The sequence below is a fragment of the Segatella cerevisiae genome (assembly GCF_024054555.1).
In the GTDB taxonomy this organism is placed as follows: domain Bacteria; phylum Bacteroidota; class Bacteroidia; order Bacteroidales; family Bacteroidaceae; genus Prevotella; species Prevotella cerevisiae.
Genome location: NZ_JAMXLY010000005.1, coordinates 33,069 through 59,020, shown reverse-complemented (window position 1 = coordinate 59,020; position 25,952 = coordinate 33,069). Strand labels below are relative to the sequence as shown.

At 40.7% G+C, this 25,952-nt stretch carries 11 protein-coding genes; 10 read left to right on the top strand and 1 reads right to left on the bottom strand.

What is annotated here, in order from left to right; translation table 11 throughout:
* Positions 1-497 precede the first annotated feature (497 nt).
* Positions 498-4,541, bottom strand: a complete 4,044-nt coding sequence (locus NG821_RS02390; RefSeq protein WP_252760059.1) for a hybrid sensor histidine kinase/response regulator transcription factor — start codon at positions 4,539-4,541, stop codon at positions 498-500.
* 452 nt (positions 4,542-4,993) lie between these two features.
* Between NG821_RS02390 and NG821_RS02385 the strand changes: the two genes are divergently transcribed.
* The 10 genes from NG821_RS02385 to NG821_RS02340 all read left to right on the top strand — a co-directional run bounded on the left by NG821_RS02385 (position 4,994) and on the right by NG821_RS02340 (position 25,871).
* On the top strand, positions 4,994-7,456 hold the full coding sequence (locus tag NG821_RS02385) for a glycoside hydrolase family 95 protein (protein ID WP_252760093.1): 2,463 nt from the start codon (positions 4,994-4,996) through the stop codon (positions 7,454-7,456).
* Between the two features lie 222 nt (positions 7,457-7,678).
* The gene (locus NG821_RS02380; RefSeq protein WP_252760058.1) at positions 7,679-9,265 is read left to right on the top strand and encodes a glycoside hydrolase family 43 protein; all 1,587 of its coding nucleotides are present in this window, start codon (positions 7,679-7,681) and stop codon (positions 9,263-9,265) included.
* Between the two features lie 217 nt (positions 9,266-9,482).
* On the top strand, positions 9,483-12,614 hold the full coding sequence (locus NG821_RS02375) for a SusC/RagA family TonB-linked outer membrane protein (RefSeq protein WP_252760057.1): 3,132 nt from the start codon (positions 9,483-9,485) through the stop codon (positions 12,612-12,614).
* Between the two features lie 12 nt (positions 12,615-12,626).
* Positions 12,627-14,504 (top strand): RagB/SusD family nutrient uptake outer membrane protein, encoded by a 1,878-nt coding sequence (locus tag NG821_RS02370; RefSeq protein WP_252760056.1) that lies wholly within the window; start codon positions 12,627-12,629, stop codon positions 14,502-14,504.
* 29 nt (positions 14,505-14,533) lie between these two features.
* A complete protein-coding gene (locus NG821_RS02365) occupies positions 14,534-17,338 on the top strand; it encodes a SusC/RagA family TonB-linked outer membrane protein (RefSeq protein WP_252760092.1) in 2,805 nt (934 codons plus the stop codon).
* Between the two features lie 23 nt (positions 17,339-17,361).
* Complete coding sequence (locus tag NG821_RS02360; RefSeq protein ID WP_252760055.1) at positions 17,362-19,128, top strand: RagB/SusD family nutrient uptake outer membrane protein; 1,767 nt, start codon at positions 17,362-17,364, stop codon at positions 19,126-19,128.
* 80 nt (positions 19,129-19,208) lie between these two features.
* Positions 19,209-20,291 carry a DUF5627 domain-containing protein gene (locus tag NG821_RS02355; RefSeq protein ID WP_252760054.1) on the top strand — a complete coding sequence of 361 codons (1,083 nt, stop codon included), beginning with the start codon at positions 19,209-19,211 and terminating at the stop codon, positions 20,289-20,291.
* 97 nt (positions 20,292-20,388) lie between these two features.
* Positions 20,389-22,002: an endo-1,4-beta-xylanase gene (locus tag NG821_RS02350; protein ID WP_252760053.1), complete on the top strand. Its 1,614-nt coding sequence runs from the start codon at positions 20,389-20,391 to the stop codon at positions 22,000-22,002.
* A gap of 125 nt (positions 22,003-22,127) precedes the next feature.
* On the top strand, positions 22,128-24,059 hold the full coding sequence (locus tag NG821_RS02345) for a sialate O-acetylesterase (RefSeq protein ID WP_394802049.1): 1,932 nt from the start codon (positions 22,128-22,130) through the stop codon (positions 24,057-24,059).
* A 141-nt stretch (positions 24,060-24,200) separates the two neighbouring features.
* The gene (locus tag NG821_RS02340; RefSeq protein WP_252760052.1) at positions 24,201-25,871 is read left to right on the top strand and encodes a glycoside hydrolase family 43 protein; all 1,671 of its coding nucleotides are present in this window, start codon (positions 24,201-24,203) and stop codon (positions 25,869-25,871) included.
* Positions 25,872-25,952: the final 81 nt, after the last annotated feature.

Genomic DNA, 25,952 nt, shown 5'->3' with positions numbered 1-25,952 from the left:
TTATTAAGAGATTTGACTTATTGAGTGTAAAATTAGCAATTTTCTTTTATTCTTTTCCCTTTCATTCTCTTTTTCTTTAAATAATAGTGTAAATATAACACTTTTTAAGAATATGAAGGGAATTTCAGTGGCGTAAATCTGTCTATATCAGCTCCGAAAGAGTCTCTGTATCTGCATCTGTGGAAGTGAGGTTTTATGGGTTCAAATAATATTGTTGTTTTTTTAACGGTAAGTCAGAATCATAATCACTGATTCTTTCACATAATGGTTAATTGTGACCAGATTCTTTAGAACACAAGGACCAAAATGGTGCATTTTGGTCACCGTACAGACTGCCACATATTGCTCCTCCATGTACCCCCCGGAATCAGGTGTCAAGGGACTTTAAGGCCCTAAAATCAGAGGTATACTGTAAACAACAACCATATTATCAGAGTCACTTTATTCCTGAAACATAATAAGATGGTTAAAAGCCCAACTTTATAAAATGATCCGTTTTATGCATTAGTATCACTTTTTCCTTCTTGTTGATGCCTTTTCATATATTCCCTGGGAGACATGCCATAGAAATTTTTAAAGGCGGTAGAAAAAGAGGTTAAATTACTGAATCCGCAGGCATACATGACTTCCGATATGTTTTGATGACCTTTTGTAAACAGACAGGCGGTTTGCTTTAATCGGACATTTCTAATGAAATCATGCGGTGTCTGGTTGGTGAGTTCTTTCATCTTTCTGTAAAGGTGCACACGGCTGATTCCCACTTCATTGGCAATCATCTCGACATTTAGTTCTGTGTTGTTGAGATTCTTGTTTATGACAGACATGATCCTATCCAGGAGTTTGTCATCAGGTGTTTCGATATTTACAGGATTCAAATCGTTATCACGGTCTTCATTTCCGACAAATTTGTTACGGAGAATTTCTCTTTCTTTTAGCAGATTGGTGATTGTCCTTTTTAGGATGTCCATATTGAAGGGCTTTACTATATATGCGTCAGCTCCTGTTTCCAGACCTTCCAGGCGGTCTTCATCACGGCTTTTTGCCGTGAGGAGGATGACCGGGATATGATTGGTGTTGATGTTGGATTTGATTTTTGCACACAAGGTGTTTCCATCCATTACAGGCATCATGATATCACTGATCACCAAAGCCGGGATTTCTTGGCAGATAACCTTTAGTGCTTCTTTTCCATTTCCACAAACCAGAATGTTAAAGTCCTTTCTCAGTTGTAATCTTAAATAGTTGCGAATATCTTCGTCATCCTCAACAATGACTATAGTCTGGCGTTTGCGGGTGGAAAGTTTGTTGAACAGTTCTTCCTTATTAAGTCCTGGTCTTTCCGGAATCGTGTTGTCAGACTGGACTTTCAATGGATGACAGTCATCATTATTTTCGTCCGTTAATTCTTCCGGTGAAAGATGAGCACAGCCTAAAGGCAGAGTGACAATAAATTTGCAGCCTTTCTCACCGTTCTGGTTGTTCCGTGCGATGATCGTACCATGGTGAAGTTCGACGAGAGACCGGGTAAGGTCCAGTCCTATTCCTGTTCCAGGCAGGGTATCATTAGAATTCGATGGGTTCTGGTAAAAACGACGGAAGATGGTTTCCAACTTATTTTCCGGAATATTTTCCCCATCGTCTTTGATAGTGATACGAGCATTTTTCTCGTCGTGAGTCAGGATGATCTCCACATTTCCTCCTGCAGAAGTAAATTTAAAGGCATTGGATAATAAATTCATCAAGATCTTGTCGAAGTTATCACGATCAATGTATACATTCATCGGTTTTTCATCAGAAGTAAATGTGAATTTGATATTTCTGGTTTCGGCCTCCTGTGAAAACAGTCGATAGATATCATCTGTGAAAGCGACAAGATCGGTTCTTTTCATCTGCATATTCATGAGTCCCTTATCTATTTTCCGTAAATCCATCATTTGATTGATAAGGTGCAAGATACGGGTAGCATTCCGTCTTATGATTTCATACATGCTTCTTCTATAAGTATTCTTATCTTCCTTCATCAACGACTGCAGAGGAGTTAGAATAAGTGTCATCGGGGTACGGATCTCATGGCTGATATTCATGAAGGCCTTGATTTTTGCTTCTCCCAACTGTTCCGCGTGGATATGTTCCTGCATACGCAGTCTGGCTTGTTCCTTATGCTTGCGGCTGCTTATCAGCCAATAGATAAGTCCTGTGGCAAGAAGAAGATAAATGAAACGTGCCCAAAGAGAGGCATACCATGCGGAGTGGACAACTACGGAAAATGATTTGAGAGAGGATTCAAGATTATTGTTTATAGCCTTAACCAGAAAATGGTAAGTACCCGCTGACAGGTGGCTGAAAGTAATCTCATTCACTCCAGGCTGCAGACGTTTCCATTTCTCTCCATTTATCTTATATAAATAGGTGATATGGTCAGGGTTATCAAAAGTCAGGGTGGAAAGTTGTATGGAGAAGGAGTTATCAGCCCAGGCGAGATTAAATTTATCGGTGTTGATGACAGGTCGGTCAGTAATCTGATAGAACCCGGATTTCATTCCTGCGATGACATGTTCGCTGCCTACAATGAATCCCGTGATCTTCACAGAGGCATGCCATTGGGGCTGTCGGATCTTTTCTGGATTGAACCATGTGATACCACCTGTTCCACCGAAGATCATTAATTTTCCCTCAGCTGTTTTGCAAGAGGCTCCATCAGAGAATTCATTGCTCTGCAAGCCGTTGTCGACATAGAAGTTCATCGTCCTTCCCTTGTCAGGGTCAAATTTAGAAAGTCCGTGGTTAGTCCCGATCCACAGATTACCCGATTGGTCGGGCTCTATGGAGGCAATGCCATTATCGGGAAGACCATCGTTGATAGTGTATACGTGCAGAGAATGTCGTTTCAGGTTATAGCAACAGAGGCCCTCATTTGTGCCTACCCATATTCTGCCATGAATATCTTCACGGATGATTCTGGAAAAAGTACCATAGTCTGGGCAGTTGCAACCGAAGGTGCTCGTCCAACTGTTATGGATGAGATCCAGGCAGCATATACCTACGGATGAAGCGATGAACAGACGGCGTCCATCACGGGAAAGTTGTAATTTAGAAAGATAATTGTTAGGAATACTGTTTTTGTGCCGGTTCAGATCAGCTCCATTCATCATACGGTAATTCAGGATGCTCTGACTTTTCCTGTCCAGCCGGATCAGTCCCTTTCCCATTGTGGCGAACCACAGGTTTCCCTGTTGGTCAGGGACAATGTCGAAGACACTAAGTTCACCATTTTGTTTCAGGTTTTGGGGATGCCATGCTCCTGATGACGGATCAATATAGCCGCAACCTTCACGCCAGGATCCTGCCCAGATATGTCCTCGAGAGTCTTCAGCCAGCGTAAGGACAGAAAGAGGCAGGTTCGTGTAATGACGGATCAGTTGGAAATGGCTGTTCAGTTCATAGAGTCCATCCTTGTCCGTTCCAATCCAGATATGTTTTTTATGGTCAATAAGAGTACTGATTACACAGTTGCCGCCAATGACATTGTCATGCCCCAGGCGGTAGCCCATATAACCAAATTGAATCCGCTCTGCAGGTTGCATGAAGACACCTTTTTGGAGCATTCCTAACCATAGATTATCATATCTGTCTTCCAGAATAGAACAGATTTTGGTTCTGGACAGATCAATTTCCCTGCTGTAATAAGGATTTTTCTGAAGTGTATTTTTCTGTGGATTGTAAATATATATCCCTTGTCCGTCTGTTCCCAATAAAAGATTTCCTTTATGGGAGAGTGTAAGGCAAATAAGGGGAAGGTGTCCTGTCTGTCGGACTTTCGTAAAGGTGTTGCTATTAGCCGGTTTACGGTAAAGTCCGTAATTGAGCAGGGCGGCATAGATATTTCCGTGTTGGTCTTCACAAATATCCCGAACAGATTCTCTCCGCTGACGATCATTGAAAAAACAGAATATTCGTTTACCTTTGAAGGTGATAAGCCCGTTATTTTCTGTTATGATCCATAATTTTCCACTATGATCTTCCATGGACTTTTCTATATATCTGAATTTCTTGAAAGGGTAGCCCAGGCTCTTGGCTATGCCTCCCCGTATCCGTATCAGGCCATAACCGGATGAACTGGCAATAAGGTCGCCATTATGGCGTTGAATGATGTTTGTAATATAAGTTTTTATTTTTTTCCCATCAGGTCCAACCATCTTTATGCTATGGAACAGACTGCCATTGTAAGTTTCTATGCCACTATTGGTTCCTAAGAAGATCATTCCATTGCGGTCTTGCGTGATGCAATTTACATAATTATTTTTCAGACCGTAGTTTTCTGGTGCTTCTTTTGAGATTGTCCGGAATTGATAGCCATCATAGATGTCTAGTCCGTTGCGTGTGGTAATCCATATAAAACCATCGTGATCCTGGAATACTTGTGTAACGAAATTGCTGACAAGCTGATTGTCTGTGCTGTAGAGTTTTCCGATTTGAGCCATTAAACGCTGCTGGCATAAAAAGAGAATACTGATGAGTATGAAAAGATATTTGTTCTTCATGATTTCGTTTTTGATGAGGCAAATATAATTGTTTTTTTTGAAGAAATGCGTTCAGATTTTTCTTTTGTGTAAAAAGTAGCTCGGAATGTAACATGGTGGAAAGTTTATGATACTTGGTAATAACGGTAAAGTATATGTGTGATTTTAGTGCAGTTTTTAGAGATTATTTATTATCTTTGTCGGAAAGAACTACGAAGGTAAAGTGCCATGATGAAAAGGAAGTTAGTGTTAACCTTTATTTCAATCTTCTTGACTTTAGAATGATCAGGTCAGGAAAAACCATAGGCTGACAGGATATTGAAAAGTGGGCCCGATACTTTAATATTCATAAGGATACTGTGAATGCTATTCTTAGCGATGAAAACTAAGGATTCTCAATGTGTTCAGGCACTTATCTTAAAGGTTCCTCTATGTGAAAAACTATCGTGAGAAACTTAAGTTTAAACATAATGATGCATAAAAAACGATATTTTTGTTTTCTAACGGTCTTGATGCTGTTCTTCACCAATGTTGTCTGGTCACAAGAGAACATACTTTGGTATACCCGTCCTGCTGCTGAATGGCTTGAGGCCCTGCCGATCGGAAATTCCAGAATGGGCGGAATGTATTTCGGCGGAATCGTAAAAGATGAACTTCAGTTGAATAATGAGACTTTCTGGTCGGGGTCTCCATACCAGAACAATGGAAAGGAAGCACTTGTGCACCTTAGAGCAGTACGAGATTCAATCTTCTCGAATGATGAAATGGCCGCCTATCGATTGATTAACCGATATTTTGTGGTTGGTCCTCATGGGATGAGATACCTTACCTTAGGGAGCATGTTCTTGAGTATGAAAGGGCAAGATGCTGCTCTCGTGCGTCATTACTATCGTGATCTGGACCTGAAGAAAGCTGTCGCCCATATTTCCTATTCTATTGGAAATGTGGATTACAAGAGAGAAATTTTTGCCTCTTTGGCTGATAAAGTTATTGTTATGAGATTGGAAGCCAACCGGAAAGGAGCACTCTCTTTCTCGCTGAGACATCATTGCGTGTTAGGAGGATCCCACCGTGTGGAGGGACATACACTGATAGCTACAATTAAAGGAGTCGCACAAGAGGGTGTACCTGCCGGACTTACAGCTGAGTGTCGCTTCCATGTAGTCAGTGATGGCCATATTCATGATTATGGAGACAGTATTGTGATTGATGGAGCCCAAAAGGCAACAATCTATATTACTTCTTCAACCAATTTTGTTAATTATCATGATATCAGCGGAAATCCGTCTAAGCAGAATGTTCAGATACTTCAGCAAGCCTTAAGATACAATTATCCGATGCTCTTGAAGCGACATCAGATGACCTATGGCCGGCAATATGATCGTGTGAGTCTGATTCTTGATCGTTCGGAGAAATCTAGTGAAGAAACTGATCGCCGACTGGCTGATTTTGCAGGAGGGAGGGATATGGCTCTTGTGGCCTTGATGTTCCAGTATGGCCGCTATCTATTGATCTCTTCTTCTCAACCTGGAGGACAACCGGCCAATCTGCAAGGTGTATGGAATGATAAACTTTATGCTCCGTGGGACAGTAAATATACGATTAACATCAATACGGAGATGAATTATTGGATAGCCGGTCCTGGGAATCTGCCTGAGGCGGAGATGCCCCTTTTCTGTATGTTGCAGGACCTCAGCCATACTGGAGCTGTCACGGCACGGGTAATGTATGGTTGTAGGGGGTGGATGGCTCATCACAATACGGATCTTTGGCGTATTGCAGGGCCGGTGGATGGCGCTACATGGGGAATGTTTCCTACAGGCGGGGCCTGGTTGTCTACTCATATCTGGCAGCGTTATCTCTTTTCAGGTGACCAGAGATTTCTCCGTAAGATGTATCCTGTGATGAAGGGTGCGGCAGATTTTCTTCTGGATTATATGCAGATTGATCCTCGTACTGGTTGGTTAGAGACGGTGCCTACTGTTTCACCGGAGCATGGACCAAGGGGGAAAGGAACAACTGTTACGGCCGGGTCAACTATGGATAACCAGATCGCCTTTGACGTGTTTTCTAATGTGCGAAGAGCCACACTACTCCTTTATCCAAAGGATACAATATATGTAGATTCTCTCGATCATGCTTTGTCCATGTTGCCTCCTATGCAGATCGGACGGTATGGGCAATTGCAGGAATGGCTTCAGGATGCGGATGATCCGGATGACCATCACCGGCATATCTCCCAACTCTACGGGCTTTATCCGAGTAATCAGATTTCCCCATATTTGCATCCGGAACTCTTCGAGGCAGCGCGAATAACCCTTCTCGAACGCGGAGATATGGCAACAGGATGGAGTCTGGCATGGAAGATCAATTTCTGGGCGCGTATGCTCGATGGTAATCATGCCTTTAAAATTATCAGCGATATGCTGCATTTACTTCCTGATGAAGAGAAGGCTAAAGATTATCCTAAGGGGAGGACCTTCCCCAATCTTTTTGACGCGCATCCACCTTTTCAGATTGATGGTAATTTTGGCGTAGCTGCTGGAATAGCGGAAATGCTTCTTCAGAGTCAGGATGGGGCTGTACATATCCTGCCGGCATTGCCTGACGCCTGGCATAGCGGACAGGTAAAAGGATTAAGAGCGCGTGGTGGTTTCCTGGTTAGTATAGTATGGCAGAAAAATAAGCTCCGCACCTTGAAAATCAGGTCTACTATTGGTGGCGTGCTGCGCTTGCGCTCTTATGTTCCTTTAAAGGGGGAAGGACTGCGTAAGGCAACCGGGCCATGTCCGAATCCTTTTCTTACCCCTGCCAGAGTGAAATCCCCATTGGTTTCAAAAGACTTTCATGGATCTTTGTTACCAGTCGTCAGGAAAGTTTATGAGTATGATGTAAATACCCGGAAAGGAAATAACTATATTTTCTATCCGGAATAGACTGTGAGACTTTCCCTCAGGTTACTAAAAGGAGTTACAAATCACGGTAATTCCTTTTTTTGTTACTTACACGCAAGTCCCTGTTACCATATAGGAAAGTCTGCCTCATTAGGAATATCTATCTTTGCAACAACAAAAACAGATATTAAAATCATGAGGAAAACTTTATTTGGTATTTTTTCCCTATTATGTTTAGGGATCTCTATTAACGCCATGAATGCTATGAACCCATTAGATTCAGATAGAGATACTCTTTATGCCAGTTTTGATGCGGTGACGGAGATGCGTAATCCTGTATTGTGGGCTGATGTTCCGGATCCGGATGTTATCAGGGTTGGGGATGAATTTTATCTGGTGAGTACAACGATGCACTTGATGCCTGGTGGACCAATCATGCGTTCAAAAGATTTGGCAAGTTGGGAAACCGTAAGTTATCTCTTTGACAGTCTTACAGATTCCCCTAAATATAATATGATAGGTGGAACCGTATACGGTCGCGGGCAGTGGGCTACTTCGCTGCGTTATCACAATGGGAAGTTCTATGCCATGTTTGCTCCTAATGACAATGTGGGTGGGAATACTTATATTTATACTACCGAAGATCCTGCTAAAGGATGGAAACTTCTTTCGCGTATGCGTCATTTTCATGATTCCTCATTCCTTTTCGATGATGACGGCAGAGTTTACGTTTTTCATGACACAGGATGTATTACAGAGTTACGTTCTGATTTGAAGGGAGTACTAAAGGGAGGATTGGATACCTGTGTCATCTGTCGTGATGCTGAAGAAAATGGGCTTCTCGAAGGTAGTCGTGTCATCAAGCATAATGGAAAATATTATTGGCTGATGGTGTCGTGGCCTAAGAATAAGCCTCGCCGGCAAGTATGTTTCCGTGCAGATCATATTTGTGGTCCATGGGAAAAGAAGGTTATCCTTCAGGATAACTTCGCAGGTTTCCTCTACGCTGGACAGGGAACTATCGTAGATGACCAGAAGGGCAATTGGTATGGCGTAGTCTTCCAGGACCGAGGAGCAGTGGGAAGGGTACTTACCGTGGAACCCTGCCATTGGATTGGCGGCTGGCCAATGCTTGGTGATACTAACGGGAAGATCCCTTTCATAATGAAAAAGGCAGTGCCCGGACAGCCCTATCATCCTTTTGTCGTAAGCGATGAATTCGACGAAGGAAAAACGTGTCATCCTGTGTTGGATATTCATTGGCAGTGGAATCATAATCTTGTGAATTCTGCATGGTCATTGACGGACCGACCGGGATACCTTCGGTTGAAGACGTGCCGTATCGTAAGTAATCTCTTTGCTGCACCAAATACTATTTCCCAGCGGATGGAAGGACCAGGATGCTCGGCAGTGGTAAAAATGGATGTCAGTCATCTCAATGATGGTGATCATGCTGGTTTCTGTGCTTTCAACGGGGATGCTTCTTTACTCACTGTAAGCAGAGAAGGAAGGCGGTTGATCCTTAGGCGTACAAATGAAAGTGTGGTGCTTTCAGACCAAGATAAGAAAATAGAAGGTGTGAATTACAGGGATATGGATTCTGTCAGTCTGCATGCTCCGATTATCTATCTTCGGATTGATGCGGATTTCAGATTGCATATCGACAAAGCCCGGCTTTTTTATAGTTTGGATAACCAGAATTGGATACCACTCGGAGATCCCTTTCAGATGAAATATGATTACAGGCGACTGTTCATGGGAACACGCTATGCCATTTTCTGTTATGCGACGAAGAGTCTTGGGGGTTACATCGATGTAGACTGGTTTCACTATTTCAAACAAAGACCTTAATGAAGGAAATCATGGATGTAGTTGAATACTCAAATATTGTACAAAAATTATTTTTTGTTTCATTAATCAGGTTTGTAATACCAAAGAAAGTCTATGTTACAAAATTTTGAGAAGAATTAGAGGATATTAAATAGTTTTGTATTCCGAAAATAGTCAATCATACTTTGAGACAATAAAATCTTAATAATGTTACATATTAATCTAATTCATATTAGTAATGAGAAAAACAAATAGTCTTTTTCAAATCACTTTTCTTGCTCTTATTATATTTCTAATGTCGACAATGTCGGCAATGGGTCAAGGAACTACTATTAAAGGAAACGTCATTGATTCCAATGGTGAACCGCTGATAGGAGCCACTGTTACGATGAAAGGGGACACAAAAGTGTTGACAGTTACCGATTTTGACGGAAACTTTGTTCTGCATGTTCCTCGTAAAAATGTAGTTTTGGTCATTTCTTATGTAGGCATGTTGACCAAAGAAATTCAGGCCTCTGGAGGTTCTCCTTTAAAAATCATGATGAAGGATGATACTCACACCTTAAACGAAACGGTAGTTGTGGGTTATGGTCATCAAAAAAAGGTGAGTGTTGTTGGAGCTATAACACAGACAGATGGCAAGGTCCTTGAGCGTACGGGAGGAGTATCCTCTCTAGGTGCCGCCTTGACAGGTAATCTTCCGGGTGTCATAACAATGTCTTCTTCTGGTATGCCGGGTGATGAGGATCCACAGATTGTTATCCGTGGGGTGAGTAGTTGGAACAATTCACAACCTTTAATACTTGTTGACGGTATAGAAAGACCTATGGGATCGATCGATATTAGTTCTGTCAAAAGTATCACTGTTCTTAAGGATGCATCTGCTACTGCTGTATATGGTGTGAAAGGTGCCAATGGTGTGATCCTGATCACTACTAAACGCGGACAGGAAGGAAAAGCAAGGATAGAAGTATCTATGGACATGACGACTAAGGTTGTATCCAAACTTCCTAAAAAATATGATTCTGCAAGTGCATTATATGTACGTAATGAAGCTATTGAACATGAATTGGGACTTTCTCCAGATTCCTGGAATGATATCACTCCTGCTACAACTATAGAAAAATATGCTCATCCTGCTAATTTAGCAGAATCAGAGCGTTATCCTAATGTTGACTGGCAGAAAGAACTTTTTAAGAATGATGCGTTATCTTATAATCCAAACATCAATATATCTGGAGGTACAAAATTTGTGAAGTATTTTTCCAGTATTGATTTCCTTCACGAAGGTGACCTTTATAAAAAATGGAACAATAATCGTGGTTATCAGTCTGGTTATGGATTTAATCGTATTAATGTACGTTCTAACCTTGATTTTCAGGTAACGAAAACGACCAAATTAAAGGTAAATCTTTTTGGAAGCAATGGAATCAAACAGGGGCCTTATGGTATAGCAAGTAATTCCTTTGCAGAAAGTCAACTTTGGCAGGCTGCTTATTCCGCGCCGCCTGATGCTTTTATTCCTCGATATTCTGATGGTACGTGGGGTTATTATCCAGCAGATACGCAGAGTGCTCCGAATTCAATAACCAATTTGGCTCTTTCGGGTGTAGATAAATATACGACAACCCGAATTAATACCGATTTTACTTTGGATCAGGATCTGAGTTTTATAACAAAAGGCTTGAATGCAAGTGGATTGGTTTCATGGGATAATGCCTTCGTAGAAGATAGGAGAGGTATCAATGACCTCTATCATGATGCTCAGTATAAATGGATTGATCCGAAGACTGGAGAAACTTCATGGGCAAAATCTGTTGATGGCAATACCAATTTTGATTTTCAGGAGGGAATCAAATGGACAATTGATAAGGGTACGGTTTTAGATTATGCTACACAGCGCAATCTTTACTATCAGTTTCAACTAAATTGGGCTCGTCAATTTGGAAAACATAATGTGACAGCCATGGGAGTCTTTAGCCGTCAGGAAAGAACAATGGGTAATGAATTTACTCATTATCGTGAAGATTGGGCTTTTCGTTCTACTTATAATTATGCTGACCGTTATTTCTTTGAATACAATGGTTGTTATAATGGTTCAGAACAGTTTGCTAAGAAAAACCGTTTCGCTTTTTTCAATTCGGGTGCAGCGGGATGGCTAATCAGTGAAGAGAAATTTTTCCAACCTTTAAGAAAATGGGTGGATATGCTGAAGGTACGCTATTCTTATGGTGAAGTTGGTGATGACAATGTTACGAACCAGCGTTGGCTTTATGCTACGCAATGGAGTTATGGCCATACCATAAACCAGGGGTTGTATGAGGATTCCAGTCCTTATACCTGGTATAGGGAGTCTTCTGTGGGGAATCCTGACGTTCATTGGGAGAAATCTGTTAAGCATAATCTGGGCATTGACTATAGTTTCCTTGGAGGTTTATTGGCCGGTAGCATGGAATTTTTCCGTGATACACGTTCTGATATCCTTGTTGCGGGAAGCAATCGCTCTGTACCTTCCTATTTCGGAGCTACTCCTGCTACGGCCAACCTTGGTAAAGTACGTACGAAGGGGTATGAATTAGAATTGAGGATCAATAAGACCTTGATCAATCAGATGCATTTATGGGGTAATTTTAATATGACCCATGCCGAAAACAAAATTTTAGTTTATGATGATCCTGAACTTGAACCAGCTTATCAGAAGACAGCGGGATATGCTATTGGACAAAGTCGTACTTATTTGACGACAGGTTTTGCCAATACCTGGGATGAAATTTATGGTATGACAACGGAAAATACCAATGATAATCAGAAACTGCCGGGAACGTATACAGTCATAGACTATAATGGAGATGGTGTCATAGATTCCAAAGATGCTGCTCCTTATGGTTATACAGGTACTCCTCAAAATACTTATTCTGCTTCTTTAGGATTTGACTGGAAAGGCTGGAGTGTTTATCTGCAGTTCTACGGAGTGAGCAATGTTACTCGTTATGTAGGTTTCAATTCCCTGAATAATAATCTCGATTGCGTTTATGACGAAGGCTCTTTCTGGACGGAAGATAATACCAATGCTGATGCTCCAATGCCTCGCTGGAATTCTAAGCCGAGTTATTATGATGGGACAAGATTCTATTATGACGGGTCATATATCCGTCTGAAAAATGCTGAAATTTCTTATACTTTTACCTCGCCTTGGGTCAAGAAGATCGGACTGTCTAGCCTGAAGGTCTATCTGAATGGTAATAATCTCTGGGTCTGGAGTCGTATGCCTGATGACCGTGAAAGCAATTTCTCCGGTACAGGGTTGGCTTCACAGGGAGCATATCCTACCGTCAGACGTTTTAATCTTGGTCTGAAAATCAATCTCTAATTTTTGACAACAATGAAACATTTGAAATCATATATTATATTAGGTGTGCTGTTCCTTTCTATTGGACTTTCCTCTTGTACAGATTATTTGGATAAGTCTCCTGAATCGGATATATCGGAAACGGATGCCTATAAGAACTTTACAAACTTTCAAGGCTTTGCGGAGGAACTATACAATTGTGTACCGGATTTCGCAAAAGGTTATTGGACTAACTCTTTCAATTGGGGAGAAGATGAGATAATGAACGTAGGCATTGACTATCACATGTGTTATAAGATTGATCAAGGGGATTTTTGGGGCTGGCAGTCTAAATATGATGGCTGGCAGTGTGGTTGGATGGACCGTTCCAATAATTCTACTTCCGGTGATCGATTCAGTCATTCCCTTTGGCCTTTAGCCTGGTATGGTATTCGCAAATGCAATCTTGGCATTGAAAATCTGGATAAGATGAGTGGGACAGATGAGGAAAAAAATCTCATTGCTGGTCAGTTGTATTTCTTTCGCGGATGGTTTCACTTTGAACTTATGCAGTATGTCGGTGGACTACCCTATATAAATAAGGTGTTATCCTCAAGTGAAAAACTTACTCTGCCTCGTTTGAGTTATCAGGCTTGTGCCGATAGTGCTGCCAAAGATTTTCAGAAAGCGGCAGATCTATTGCCTGTAAACTGGGATAATACGACAATAGGAAAACAAACATTAGGTAAGAATCAGTTGCGTATCACTAAGGTTACAGCATTGGCTTATTTAGGGAAGGATTTACTCTGGGCTGGCTCTCCACTGATGAATAAAGTGAGCAAAGGGATAGCCGATTATGATAAGGAATATTGTAGACGAGCTGCAGATGCTTTCGGAAAATTGCTTAATATTGTTGATGGGGGAAATACGCAGTATGGTTTGCTTCCATGGAGTCAGTATTCTGATAATTTTTATACGATTGACCAGAATCATAAGATGCCGGGAGAGTCTGTTGATAATACCATCACAGAAGCAATATTCCGGGGTCCTTCTTATGGATGGAATGATTCTAACTGGCGACAAAGCAAGTGCTATGGCGGAAAAATTCTGACACAAGATGGTGTTACCTTTTTGCCGACAGCCAATTATGTGAATTATTTCGGTATGGCAAATGGTTTGCCACTTTCTGATTCGGAATCAGGTTTTGATAAAACACATCCTTTTAAGAATCGTGATCCGCGTTTCTATAATGATTTTATCTATGATGGATGTAAAGTTATTAAAGGCACTCTGTCTGCAAGTAATGAGAAATATCGTTATGCTGATTTGCAGACTGGGGGTAATCTTCGGGATGTAAAATATGACAGTCGAACGGGTTATCTGATGTATAAGTTTATTGATAGGACGTGTAACCAGTTTGATGATGGTTATGGCTGGAGCCATGGTTTTCATCTCCATATTCCATGGATGCGTCTGGCAGATGTTTATCTGATGTATGCTGAAGCAGCAGCTGAGGCAACGGGTTCAGCTACAGGGAAAGTAACAAGCAGTCTTACGGCCGTTGATGCAGTAAATAAGATCAGAAAGCGTGCAGGAGTTGCTGACGTGGCAACTAAATACACGACTACATTAGATGGATTTATGGGTGAATTGCGTCGCGAACGTGCTGTTGAACTGGCCTATGAAGGACATCGGTTCAACGATCTCCGTCGTTGGCTCCTTTTGGATAAATATCCTTATAATATCAAAACGTCTCAGGAATTCCTTCGGGTTGGGGACATCAATAAGAGCGATCCCTCGCAAGATCAGGTAAGTGGATGGAGTGAATCTTTGATCTTGAAACGCAACTTTACAGAAAAGCATTACTGGTTCCCGATGAAAGAAAGTGATGTCCAGCAATATAAAGGCTTTTCACAGAATCCTGGTTGGTAACCTATAATCAATCTAAAAAAGAACAAATGATGAATCAAATCTATAAAACGATTGCAATTGGCGTTCTTGCATTTCCAATAACGTTGTGTGCCGGTGCTCAGGATAAGGCCGACTATCCAGATTCAATTGCTAATATAGTGAATGTCGCTTTCCATAAGGTGAATAAAAATGACTTAATGGGCGGTGTTTCATCCCTCAATATGATCGACTTGACAGATAAAGATTATAGCACTTATTCGCTTGATAATTTACAAGCCAATGTTGGAGGCTATAATGGTCAACTCTGGAATCAGGGTGATGTCCTGGTTCTTGTTGATGGTGTGCCGAGGGATGCCAATAATGTACTTCCTACTGAAATAGAACAGATTACGTTTCTAAAGTCTGCTTCTGCAATAGCTCTTTATGGGAGTAAGGGTGCTAATGGTGTTGTCTTGATTACTACTAAACGGGGAAGAAACGATGGATTAAAGGTCAGTGCGCGTGCGAATGCTACGCTTTTTGTCCCCAAGCGTTATCCGAAATATCTGGGATCAGCTGAATATATGACTCTTTACGATGAGGCACTTGAAAATGATGGAAAATCAGCGGTATATTCAGATAAGGATATTTACAATTATGCTTCTGGTAAAGATCCATACCGTTATCCGAATATCAACTTTTTTTCAAATGATTATTTGAAGAAGACTTATCAACGTTATGATGGTAATGTGGAAATTTCGGGTGGCGGCACTTTTGCTCATTTTTATACTAATATCGATCTGTATCATCTCAATGACTTGATGGACTTCGGTGAGGGTAAGGACAATGGGACGACACGGCTGAACGTCAGGGGAAATATTGACTTGAAGTTGAATAATTGGATTTCCGGCTGGATTGATGCTGATGCCACATTCTATTCTGTACGTAATGACAATGCCGATTATTGGAAAAGTTCTGCAACCTTGCGTCCGACGAGCCAGTATCCCCTTACGCCATTGATTCCGATATCTATGGTTGAACCCAATGACGAATCATCTCAGATACTGATCAATAATAGTAATAATATAATTGACGGGAAATATCTTCTTGGAGGTACACAGTCTATTCAGACAAACCCTTTTGCTTCAATGTATGCAGGAGGGCACAACACCTATAATTCCCGTCAGTTTCAGTTTGACGGTGGTATTAATATAAATCTGGAGAAAGTGCTGAAGGGACTTAGTTTTAAAACCATGTTCGCTATAGATTATGCTACGGGGTATACAACGACTATTGAGAACTCTTATGCTGTTTATGAGCCGTCCTGGAATGATTATTCTGGAAAGGATTTGATCTCATCACTTACAAAATATGGTAATGATAAGAAAACAGGAACACAGACTACCAGTGGTTCTTCTTCTAAGCAGATGATTCTCTTTAATGCGCAATTTGATTATAATCGGCAATGGGGCCCTCATGGACTTTCTGCTATGTTGCTTTGTAACGGTTATCAGCAGACCATTTCCGGTACTTATCATCGTGTGTCTAATGCAAATTTAGGACTGGATATTAATTATAATTATTTAGGTAAGTATTATGCTGATTTTTCCGGGGCAGCTATTCATTCAGCAAAATTGGCAGAAGGACATCGCGAAGCTTTCTCTCCGGTAGGAACGTTGGCATGGAAAATAAACAAAGAAAATTTTATGAAACGTATTCCATGGATCAACAACTTGGCTTTAAATCTATCCTATGGCTTGATCAATGAAGATATTGATATATCGGATTACTATATGTATGATGACGTTTTTACAGCTACAGGTACCTGGTGGGGATGGAGTGAGAGTGCCAACTCTATGCAAACTTCAGACTCTCAAAGAGGTGGAAATAAAGATTTAACTTTTATAAAGCGAAAAGAATTTCGTATAGGTCTGGATGCTCAATTGTTTGATGGACTACTGACATTGAATACGAATTTCTTTAATATCTGCAGGGATGGCTTGCTTACAACTCCGAACAGTATATATCCAAGTTATTTCTTCACTTACTGGCCTAAATCGTCTTTTCTGCCAAATGTCAATTATAACAATAACCGAAAAACAGGTATTGATTTTACTGTAGATCTGCATAAGAAACTGGGAGAGGTTGATTTGAATCTTGGAATGACGGGTATGACCTTTACATCTCGTTGGACAAAATATTCTGAAAACGTACAGTATGACTGGCTGAAGAATAAAGGAGCTTATACTGATGCTATACGTGGTTATGAATGTCTGGGCTTTTTCCAGGATGAAAAGGATGTGGCTAATAATGCTGTCATCAATAATAACACCAAACCCGGAGATTTGAAATATAAGGATCAGAATGGTGATGGAATTATCGATTCCAAGGATGCCGTTGTACTGGGACATTGGAGTTCTGATTTCTATTATGGGGTGAACCTTACTGCCAAGTGGCGGAATTTTACTCTTTATCTGAATGGAACTGGACAGTGTGGAGGTAAGGCAATTAAAAACAATTCTTATGAATGGGTATATGGTGATGGCAAGTATTCCGATGTTGTCTTAGGACGTTGGACAAAGGAAACAGCAGCAACAGCCGTTTATCCTCGTTTGACTACAGAAGGCGGTGAACTTAATTTCGTTACTTCCAGCTTCTGGATTTACAGTACTACCGCATTTCATATTAATAAAGTACAACTTACATACGATCTTCCCAAACATATATTTGGTAATTCTTTCATCAAAGGACTTTCTGTTTATGTGAGTGGTGCCGATCTGCTTACCATTGCTCATGAAAGGAAATATATGGAAATGAATGTTGGTTCTGCTCCGCAGACACGGTCCTATAATCTAGGTGTAAAGGTAAACTTATAATAATGCAATTAAAGAATAAAATCATGAAAAAGATAAATATTATTGGAGTAATGTTCCTTTCTTTGGTATGCACATCTTGCGGTGATCTCTTTGTGCCTGAGAAGGAGAATAATCTAGGTGTTGATTATATGGATAAAAATGCTTCTTATGCAGAAGGTGTATTGGGTAATGCTTATACAAGGATTCCATGTGGTTCCTTCTCTTTCGATGATGTGGCAACGGATGATGCAATAAGCAATGACCCTACGGATAACTATAGAAAAATGGCAGCCGGAACTTGGACTTCTGATAATAATCCGGAAGAAAAATGGCAAAACTGCCGGGCTGCAATCAAGTATATTAATTTATTCCTTTCACGTGCTGAAAATGTACAGTGGGCTACAGATACCATAGCTTCACACATGTATAAAGATCGTGAAATGGGAGAGGCTTATGGACTCCGGGCCATGTATATGTTCTATCTCCTTCAGGCTCATGCGGGCTATGCGGCTGATGGTACTTTGTTGGGAATACCGATTGTGACTGATCCTGAAACTACAAATGGCAACTTCAATATTCCACGCAATACTTTCAAAGAGTGTATTCAGGCCATTAATAATGATTGTAGTAAGGCTTTGTCCCTTCTCCCTACAAAATACATTGATGGTGGGGAAATTCCTGCGAAATATCAGAAAATTGGTGCTACACAAAATGAATATGATCGTGTCTTTGGCGCTAAATTCAATGGACGTATGGATGGTGCTATCGTAGAAGCTTTTCGTTCTAAAGCTGATTTGCTGGGCGCTAGTCCTGCATTTAATGCCAATTCAGGTGTTACATGGGCTGAAGCAGCGAATAGTGCAGCTATAGTTCTTGACCGGATCGGTGGTGTTGGCGGTATGGATCCTAAAGGATGGACTTGGTATGCAAATACAACTGAAATTGATGGTTTGAAAAATGGTTCTTGTCCTGCTGAAGTGATGTGGCGTGGGGAGAAGTCCCAAGATACGACTTGGGAAGCAAGAAACTTTCCTCCTTCTCTTTATGGGCGTGGGAGAATCAATCCGACGCAGAATTTTGTCGATGCTTTTCCTATGGCTAATGGATATCCTATCACTGATTCTGAGAGTGGATACAATGCAAGTGATCCCTATAGTAACCGTGATCCCCGTTTGGCAGCATACGTTGTTCTTAACGGATCTACTGAGGGTGTGGACAACACGGTCATTACGACAGCATCTGATGGTTCGACTAAGGATGCTCTGAATAAGGTGAATGGGAGTTCTACCCGAACAGGATATTATCTTCGGAAACTTCTTCGGCAGGATGTTAACTTGAATCCAACGTCAGTGACCAAGCAATATCATTATACGCCTCGTATCCGTTATACGGAAATTTTCCTTGATTACGCTGAGGCAGCAAATGAAGCCTGGGGACCTACAGGAACAGGTGGACACGCTTATTCTGCATACGATGTGATTAAGGCTATTCGTTCACGTGCCGGAGTGGGTAAGGATAATGGAGATGCTTATCTGGAATCTATTAAGAATGATAAGGATAAAATGCGTCAATTGATTCGTAACGAGCGCCGTATAGAACTTTCATTTGAAGGATTCCGTTTCTGGGATCTTCGTCGCTGGAAATCTAACCTTAATGAAACGACTACGGGAATGGATATCAACTCTGCTAATAATACATATAAGAAGATTGATGTTGATACTCGAAACTATAAAGATTATCAGTATTATGGCCCGATTCCGTATTCGGAAGTATTGAAATTTAATCAATTAATTCAGAATAAGGGTTGGTAAAATATGTTTTATTCCATAAAAGTCATGTTTTAATGGATAAATAGTATTTCTTTGTAGACTATAATTAAACAATAATAATAATGAAAAAGATAATCACAATAGCATCGCTTGTTTCTGTTCTTGCAGTGCTCTCAATTTTTTCTTCTTGCAAGAATGATGATATCAGCTTTGGCAACTATGACTACCAGACCGTATATTTTGCTAACCAGAATCCGGTGCGCACCATTACTCTCGGCGATGATGTCTATAGTACCGAATTGGACAATGAACATAAATTCCAAATTTATGCAACACTAGGTGGTGTGGAATCAAATTCCAAGAATCGTACCATAAAAGTTGTTGTTGACAATGACTTGGTAAAGAATCTTTATTTTAGTGATGGTTCTGCTGTTCAAGCTATGCCTGCAGCGTATTATTCGCTGGATGGAAATACGATAACGATTCCTTCTGGGAAGATCATGGGTGCTGTGAATATACAACTTAATGATGCTTTCTTTAATGACCCAAAATCTATTGGAGTTAATTATGTAGTACCATTAAGGATGGTATTAGCTTCTGATTCTATTCTTAGCGGAAAAGTCAATCAAGGTGTATCTAATCCTGTGCTCACTAAATCAGATGATTGGTCCATTGTTCCGAAAAATTATACTCTTTATGCCGTAAAATTTAAAAATAAATGGCATGGTGCATGGCTGTCTCATGGCATTGATAATATTAATGATAACGGGACCATTAAAAAGGTAGTTAGGGATGCTGGTAATATAGAGCATGATGAGGTACGTTATATTTCTACTACAGGATATAAAACTTGTAGTTATCCGATTTCTACTCTTGTTACTGTTATGGGGAACGATAATAAAGAAACGACAAAGACATTATCTTGTAATCTTATCCTTACTTTCGATGATAATGATAAATGTACCGTAACTACGAATACTGATAACTGTACGGCCTCAGGTTCAGGAACGTGGACCCATCAGGGTGCTAAGAAAGCTTGGGGGGATAAGGACCGAGACCTGTTGGTCCTTAATTATGAAGTAAAATATAATTATGATTATAGTCCTTCTGTGATGCACTATAAGACTTATGAGTGTGTCGATTCTCTTGTCATGCGAGACAGGGAAAGTAAGTTTGAGACCTTTGATTATAAGTATAAAGAATAATCTTAATATTTTAAATGTCATGAATATTAAAGTTGTAAGATCTTTTTTCTGTGTTGTCACAGGGGGACTGTTTGCAGTTTCATGTGCTAATACAAATATGGACAATATTTCTGTTGATGAGCCGGCAAGTATGTCGGAATATGATTATCTTAATGATTATTCGGCTCTGAAAACTTATATTGATCATGCAAAATATCCTAATTTTAAATTGGGTGCCGGTGCTTCTGCTTCTGATTTGTCTGCTTCTAATATTATGGCTCGTCTTACCTATGCTAATTTTGATGAAGTAACGGCAGGAAATGCTTTCAAATATGCATCTTGTGTAGCGGCAGATGGTACTATGGATTTTTCCAATGTTCAGAAGTTTATTGAGCAAGCGAGTAAAAATAATGTATCTGTATATGGACATACCCTTGTATGGCATGCACAACAGCAGGTTTCTTATCTCAAAGGGTTGATTACAGATCCCAATGCAGCTAATTATATTTTACATGTCACAACTCCGGAAGCTAAGAAGGATGTCTGGAATTGGCAACTATTTGCCCATACGACCAAACCTTTGAAAGTGGGGAAGAACTATACCTTAAAGATGCGTGTCAAGACCTCAAAAGATTATACAGTTACTTGCTGGCCTTCAATAGATGGTGGTGATGCACAGTATTATCCCACGCCGACGATAAACTCGACGACGGAATGGACAACCATCAGCTCTAGTTTTAAGGCTAATATCGCTATTGATCAGTTGGGATTCCAGTTTGGGACTTTTCAAGGAGATCTCTATCTTGATGATGTGAGTCTTACAGAAGAGGGGAGTACGGAAAATCTTTTGTCTAATGGTGATTTTTCGGATGATGACTTGACTTATTGGACACATCCAAGTTGGCTTGATGAAACTGTCAAACGGGAAAAAGAGGAATCAGGTGGCAGTTCTTCTTATTCAGATGAAAAGGTCAGGGATACTTTAACTTGGGCTATGAATAATTGGATTAAAGGCATGATGGGAGCATGTGCTGGTAAGGTCAAAGCATGGGATGTTGTCAATGAACCGATGTCTGATATTCACCCTGATAGTTTAAAGAGTGGAGCTGTTGAAGGTGATACAAAGAAGAATTTCTATTGGCAGGATTATTTGGGAAAGGACTATGCTCGTATTGCTGTGAAACTTGCTCGTAAATATGGTCCAAGTTCTTTAAAATTGTTTATCAATGATTATAACCTTGAAGCGGCTTACAATGACAATGCAAAATGCAAGGGACTAATTAATATGATTAAATATTGGGAGAGTGACGGTGTAACTAAAATAGATGGCATCGGCTCGCAAATGCATGTTTCCTATTCTATGAATTCTGCAACGCAGAAAAAAAATGAAGATGCATATATCAATATGTTGAAACTTCTGGCTGCTTCAGGGAAACTTGTCCGTATTTCTGAATTGGATATGGGATGTCTGGATACAGATGGCAATAAGATCCTGACAGAGAATATCACTGATGCAGAGAAGAAAGGTATGGCCGCTTATTATAAATTTATCGTAGAGAAATATCTGGAAATCATTCCTCCTGCCCAACAGTATGGAATCTGTCAATGGAGTGTCGTTGATTCTCCTTCATCCTCTGGTTGGCGTGCGGGTGAACCAACGGGACTATGGGATGCAGCATATAGCCGTAAACCTACTTATGGAGGATTTGCAGATGGATTAATGGAAAAATAATTTTTCATTGTTAGTATGTCTTGGCATATTGAAGAATAAATCATAACTTTGTGTATGAAAAGATATAAAATGTCTTATTTTGAGATGTGTAGTGTACAATAGGGAGACCTAAACTAACTAAAAATATGAATAAAAAGATAATCCTATTTTTCTTTGCTTGTCTGTTGACAATGTCGGCTTCAGCAAAAGTAGATCCAAACTTTTATATTTTTCTCTGTTTCGGACAGTCAAATATGGAAGGTAATGCAAAAATTGAAGAGCAGGACCAACAGAACGTTGATCCTCGTTTTCTGATGATGGCGGCAGTTGATGATAAAAATCTCGGTCGTAAGATGGGGAATTGGTATACAGCCTTTCCTCCTCTTTGCCGTCCGAATACAGGTTTGACGCCTGTTGACTATTTTGGACGGACAATGGTAAAATACCTTTCAAAAAATGTCCGTGTGGGAGTTATTACGGTAGCAGTCGGAGGCTGTCACATTGAGACTTTCATGGAAGACTCTATCAGAAACTATGTGAATCACCGTGCTCCGCAGTGGATGAAAGGTATGCTGAAAGCTTATGATAATGATCCGTATAAGCGTCTTGTCATGCTGGCCAAGAAAGCTCAGAAGGAAGGCGTCATCAAGGGTGTTTTGCTTCATCAGGGAGAATCGAATACAGGAGATGAGACTTGGCCTTCAAAAGTGGCATGCGTTTATAATCAACTCATCACTGACCTCCATCTGAAAACTGAGGATGTTCCTTTGCTTGCAGGTGAAGTTGTTCGTGCTGACGGCAAAGGCCGTTGTGCTTCTATGAACAAGATCATAGACATACTGCCTCAGACCATTCACACAGCTCAGGTCATTTCTTCCGAAGGTTGTACGAATGGTCCTGATTTTTTGCATTTTGATGCAGCTGGTTATCGAGAGATGGGCCGTCGTTATGCTTATAAGATGTTGGCATTACTTGGATATCCAGTTTATCAAGAAGTAAAAGTACCGGAAGATGCGAAAACTTCTATTTATGCCGAACCGGGTAATGAGTTTCCGAAGGTGGATAGTAAGAACTGTGCATGGTTTCGTATATTTGCTCCGCAGGCTCAGGTTGTAAAGGCAGATATATGTGGAAAGAGATACGATTTGCAACGTGATGCCAAAGGTTTCTGGACCGGCGGTACTGCTCCGTTGCCTGTAGGCTTTCATTATTATTTCTTGAATATTGATGGAGTGAACGTCAATGATCCGGCTTCAGACACCTTCTTCGGTTGTTGCCGCCAAAGTAGTGGAATAGAAATTCCTGAAGGTGATGCTGGTAATTATTATCGTCCCCAGCAAGGTGTTGCAAAAGGTCAGGTCCGTTCCTTCCAGTACTATTCTGAATCCAAGAAGGAATGGCGTCGTGCTATGGTCTATACGCCGGCAGAGTATGAAACATCGGGTAAGAAACGTTATCCTGTGCTTTATTTACAGCATGGTATGGGAGAGGATGAAACGGGATGGAGTCATCAGGGTTTTATGCAGAATATCATGGATAATCTCATTGCCGAAAAGAAAGCTGTTCCGATGATTGTTGTTATGGAGAGTGGGGATGTAAAAATGCCTTATGATACCAAGCGTTTTACCATGGCTGATTATGGTGCCAGTTTTTATGAGGTAATGATCAATGATCTTATTCCTGCTATTGATTCTAATTTCCGTACTTTCACTGACCGTGATCATCGGGCTATGGCTGGTCTTTCCTGGGGCGGACACCAGACTTTTGACATCGTGTTGAACCATCTTGACAAATTCTCTTATATGGGTGGATTTAGCGGTGCTATCTTTGGACTTAATGATCAGACGATCAAGACCGTATATGATGGGATTCTTTCCCGTCCTGATGAGTTTAATAAGAAGATTCATTATCTCTTCCTTGGTTGTGGATCTGAAGAAAACATGGGTACTCTCCAATTGATCACGACATTGCAGAATGCCGGTCTCAAGGTTGATTCTATGGTTTCACCGGGTACTGCACATGAGTGGCTCACATGGCGGCGCTGTCTGGAGCATTTCGCCCAGCATCTGTTTAAGTAAAGCCGATTTTACATAAGGTTAAAATGGATGTTCTCTTGGTATAGAATTATAATTTTGTTGATTTAATAAGAAAACGCTGTGCTGTCATGGCACGGCGTTTTACATGGAACGATATGACCGTTTTTTAGTCCTTAGATCAAAATGAATAGAATAAATATTTTATCAGTTTTATTGCTTCTCTTGCCTGGAAGCATGAAAGCTCAGATGGCAACTTTCCACTATTTTTGTTATCAGGGTGAGGATGTGCGATTCCAGCAACCAATTAATAAGAATAGGGAATACTTTAATCCGATTATTGCAGGGTTTCATCCTGATCCTTCTTTTTGCAAGGCAGGTGATACCTATTATCTTGTAAATTCATCCTTTTCTTACTTTCCTGGAGTTCCGATTTATGAGAGTAAGGATCTTATACATTGGTGGCAAATCGGGCATGTGCTGGATCGTATTTCGCAGGATCCTCTGGATCATCAGAATGTTTCGGGTGGTATTTTTGCTCCGGCTATTTCGTATAATAGTAGTAATAAGACTTTCTATATGATTACTACTAATGTAGGGAAAGGCAATTTCTTCGTAAAGACAAAAAATCCGGAAAAGGGCTGGAGTGATCCGATATACCTTCCTCAGATAGATGGTATAGATCCTTCTTTCTTTTTTGACAGAGACGGGCAGGGCTATATCGTGCATAATGCTCCTGTCTGTGGAACGGCTGCCTATGAAGGGCAGAGAGCCATACGTATTTTCCGTTTCGATGTAGAGGGGGACAGTATTATTGGAAAGCCGAAGGAAATTATCCGTGGAGGAACGCATGTAGATAAGCATCCTGTCTGGATTGAGGGACCCCATCTTTATCGTATTGGCAAATACTACTATTTGATGTGCGCTGAAGGTGGTACTGGAACAAATCATAGTGAGGTGATTTTCCGTGCCAGACACCCGATGGGGCCATGGGAGGAGGATCCTGAAAATCCTATATTGACACAGCGTGAGAGTGTGGATCCTGATCGAGCAGACAGGGTGACCAGTACGGGACATGCTGATCTCTTGGAAAGTAAATCTGGAGACTGGTGGTCAGTTTTCCTGGGTTGTCGGCCTTATAGAGGTGATTTGTATAATACTGGGAGGGAGACATTCTTGTTGCCTGTGACATGGAAGAACGGATGGCCGGTAATCCTGAAGAGGGGGAAGGCTATACCTACAGTAAACGAAATGCATCCCTGGCAATGGAAAATAACAGCTGCGAAGACGATTCCGGTTACTGGCAATTTTACTTTCCGTGATGATTTCCATGGACAGAAACTTAACCCTTGTTGGACTTTCCTCCGTAATCCATCTTCTTTTTATACATTAGGACAGGATGGACTGAAGATTTCCGCTTTACCAGTAGCAATTTGGCAGGATGATTCACCTTCTGCCTTGTTTTATCGTCAGCAACATACAACGTTCAATGCTGAGACAGAGGTCGTTTTTTCTCCGGAAAATGACAAACAATTTGCAGGTTTCTGCCTTTTCCAGAATGAACAGTATAATTTTACTTTTGGTAAAACTGAAATAAATAATCGTTTGGCTATTTTGTTGACTCGAACAGAAATGAAGCCGGTAACGATTGCGACAGTCTTTATAGATACGAAGGATGCTGATATGCCGGTCAAATTGAAAATTCATGGTGAAGGCCAATACTATGATTTCTATTATTCATTGGGCAATGGAAAATGGAAAGTCTTGGCTCGTGGGGTGGATGCTTCTAATTTGTCTACTCATGAAAGTGGTGGTTTCGTCGGCACAATGATTGGTTTATATGCTTCGAAGAAATAGCGATGGTTGATATTTTGAATCTCGGAATAGCCTACCTTGAGTAGTGTATGGTATTCTTGTGTTTGTCAGACTGAGAGGGCA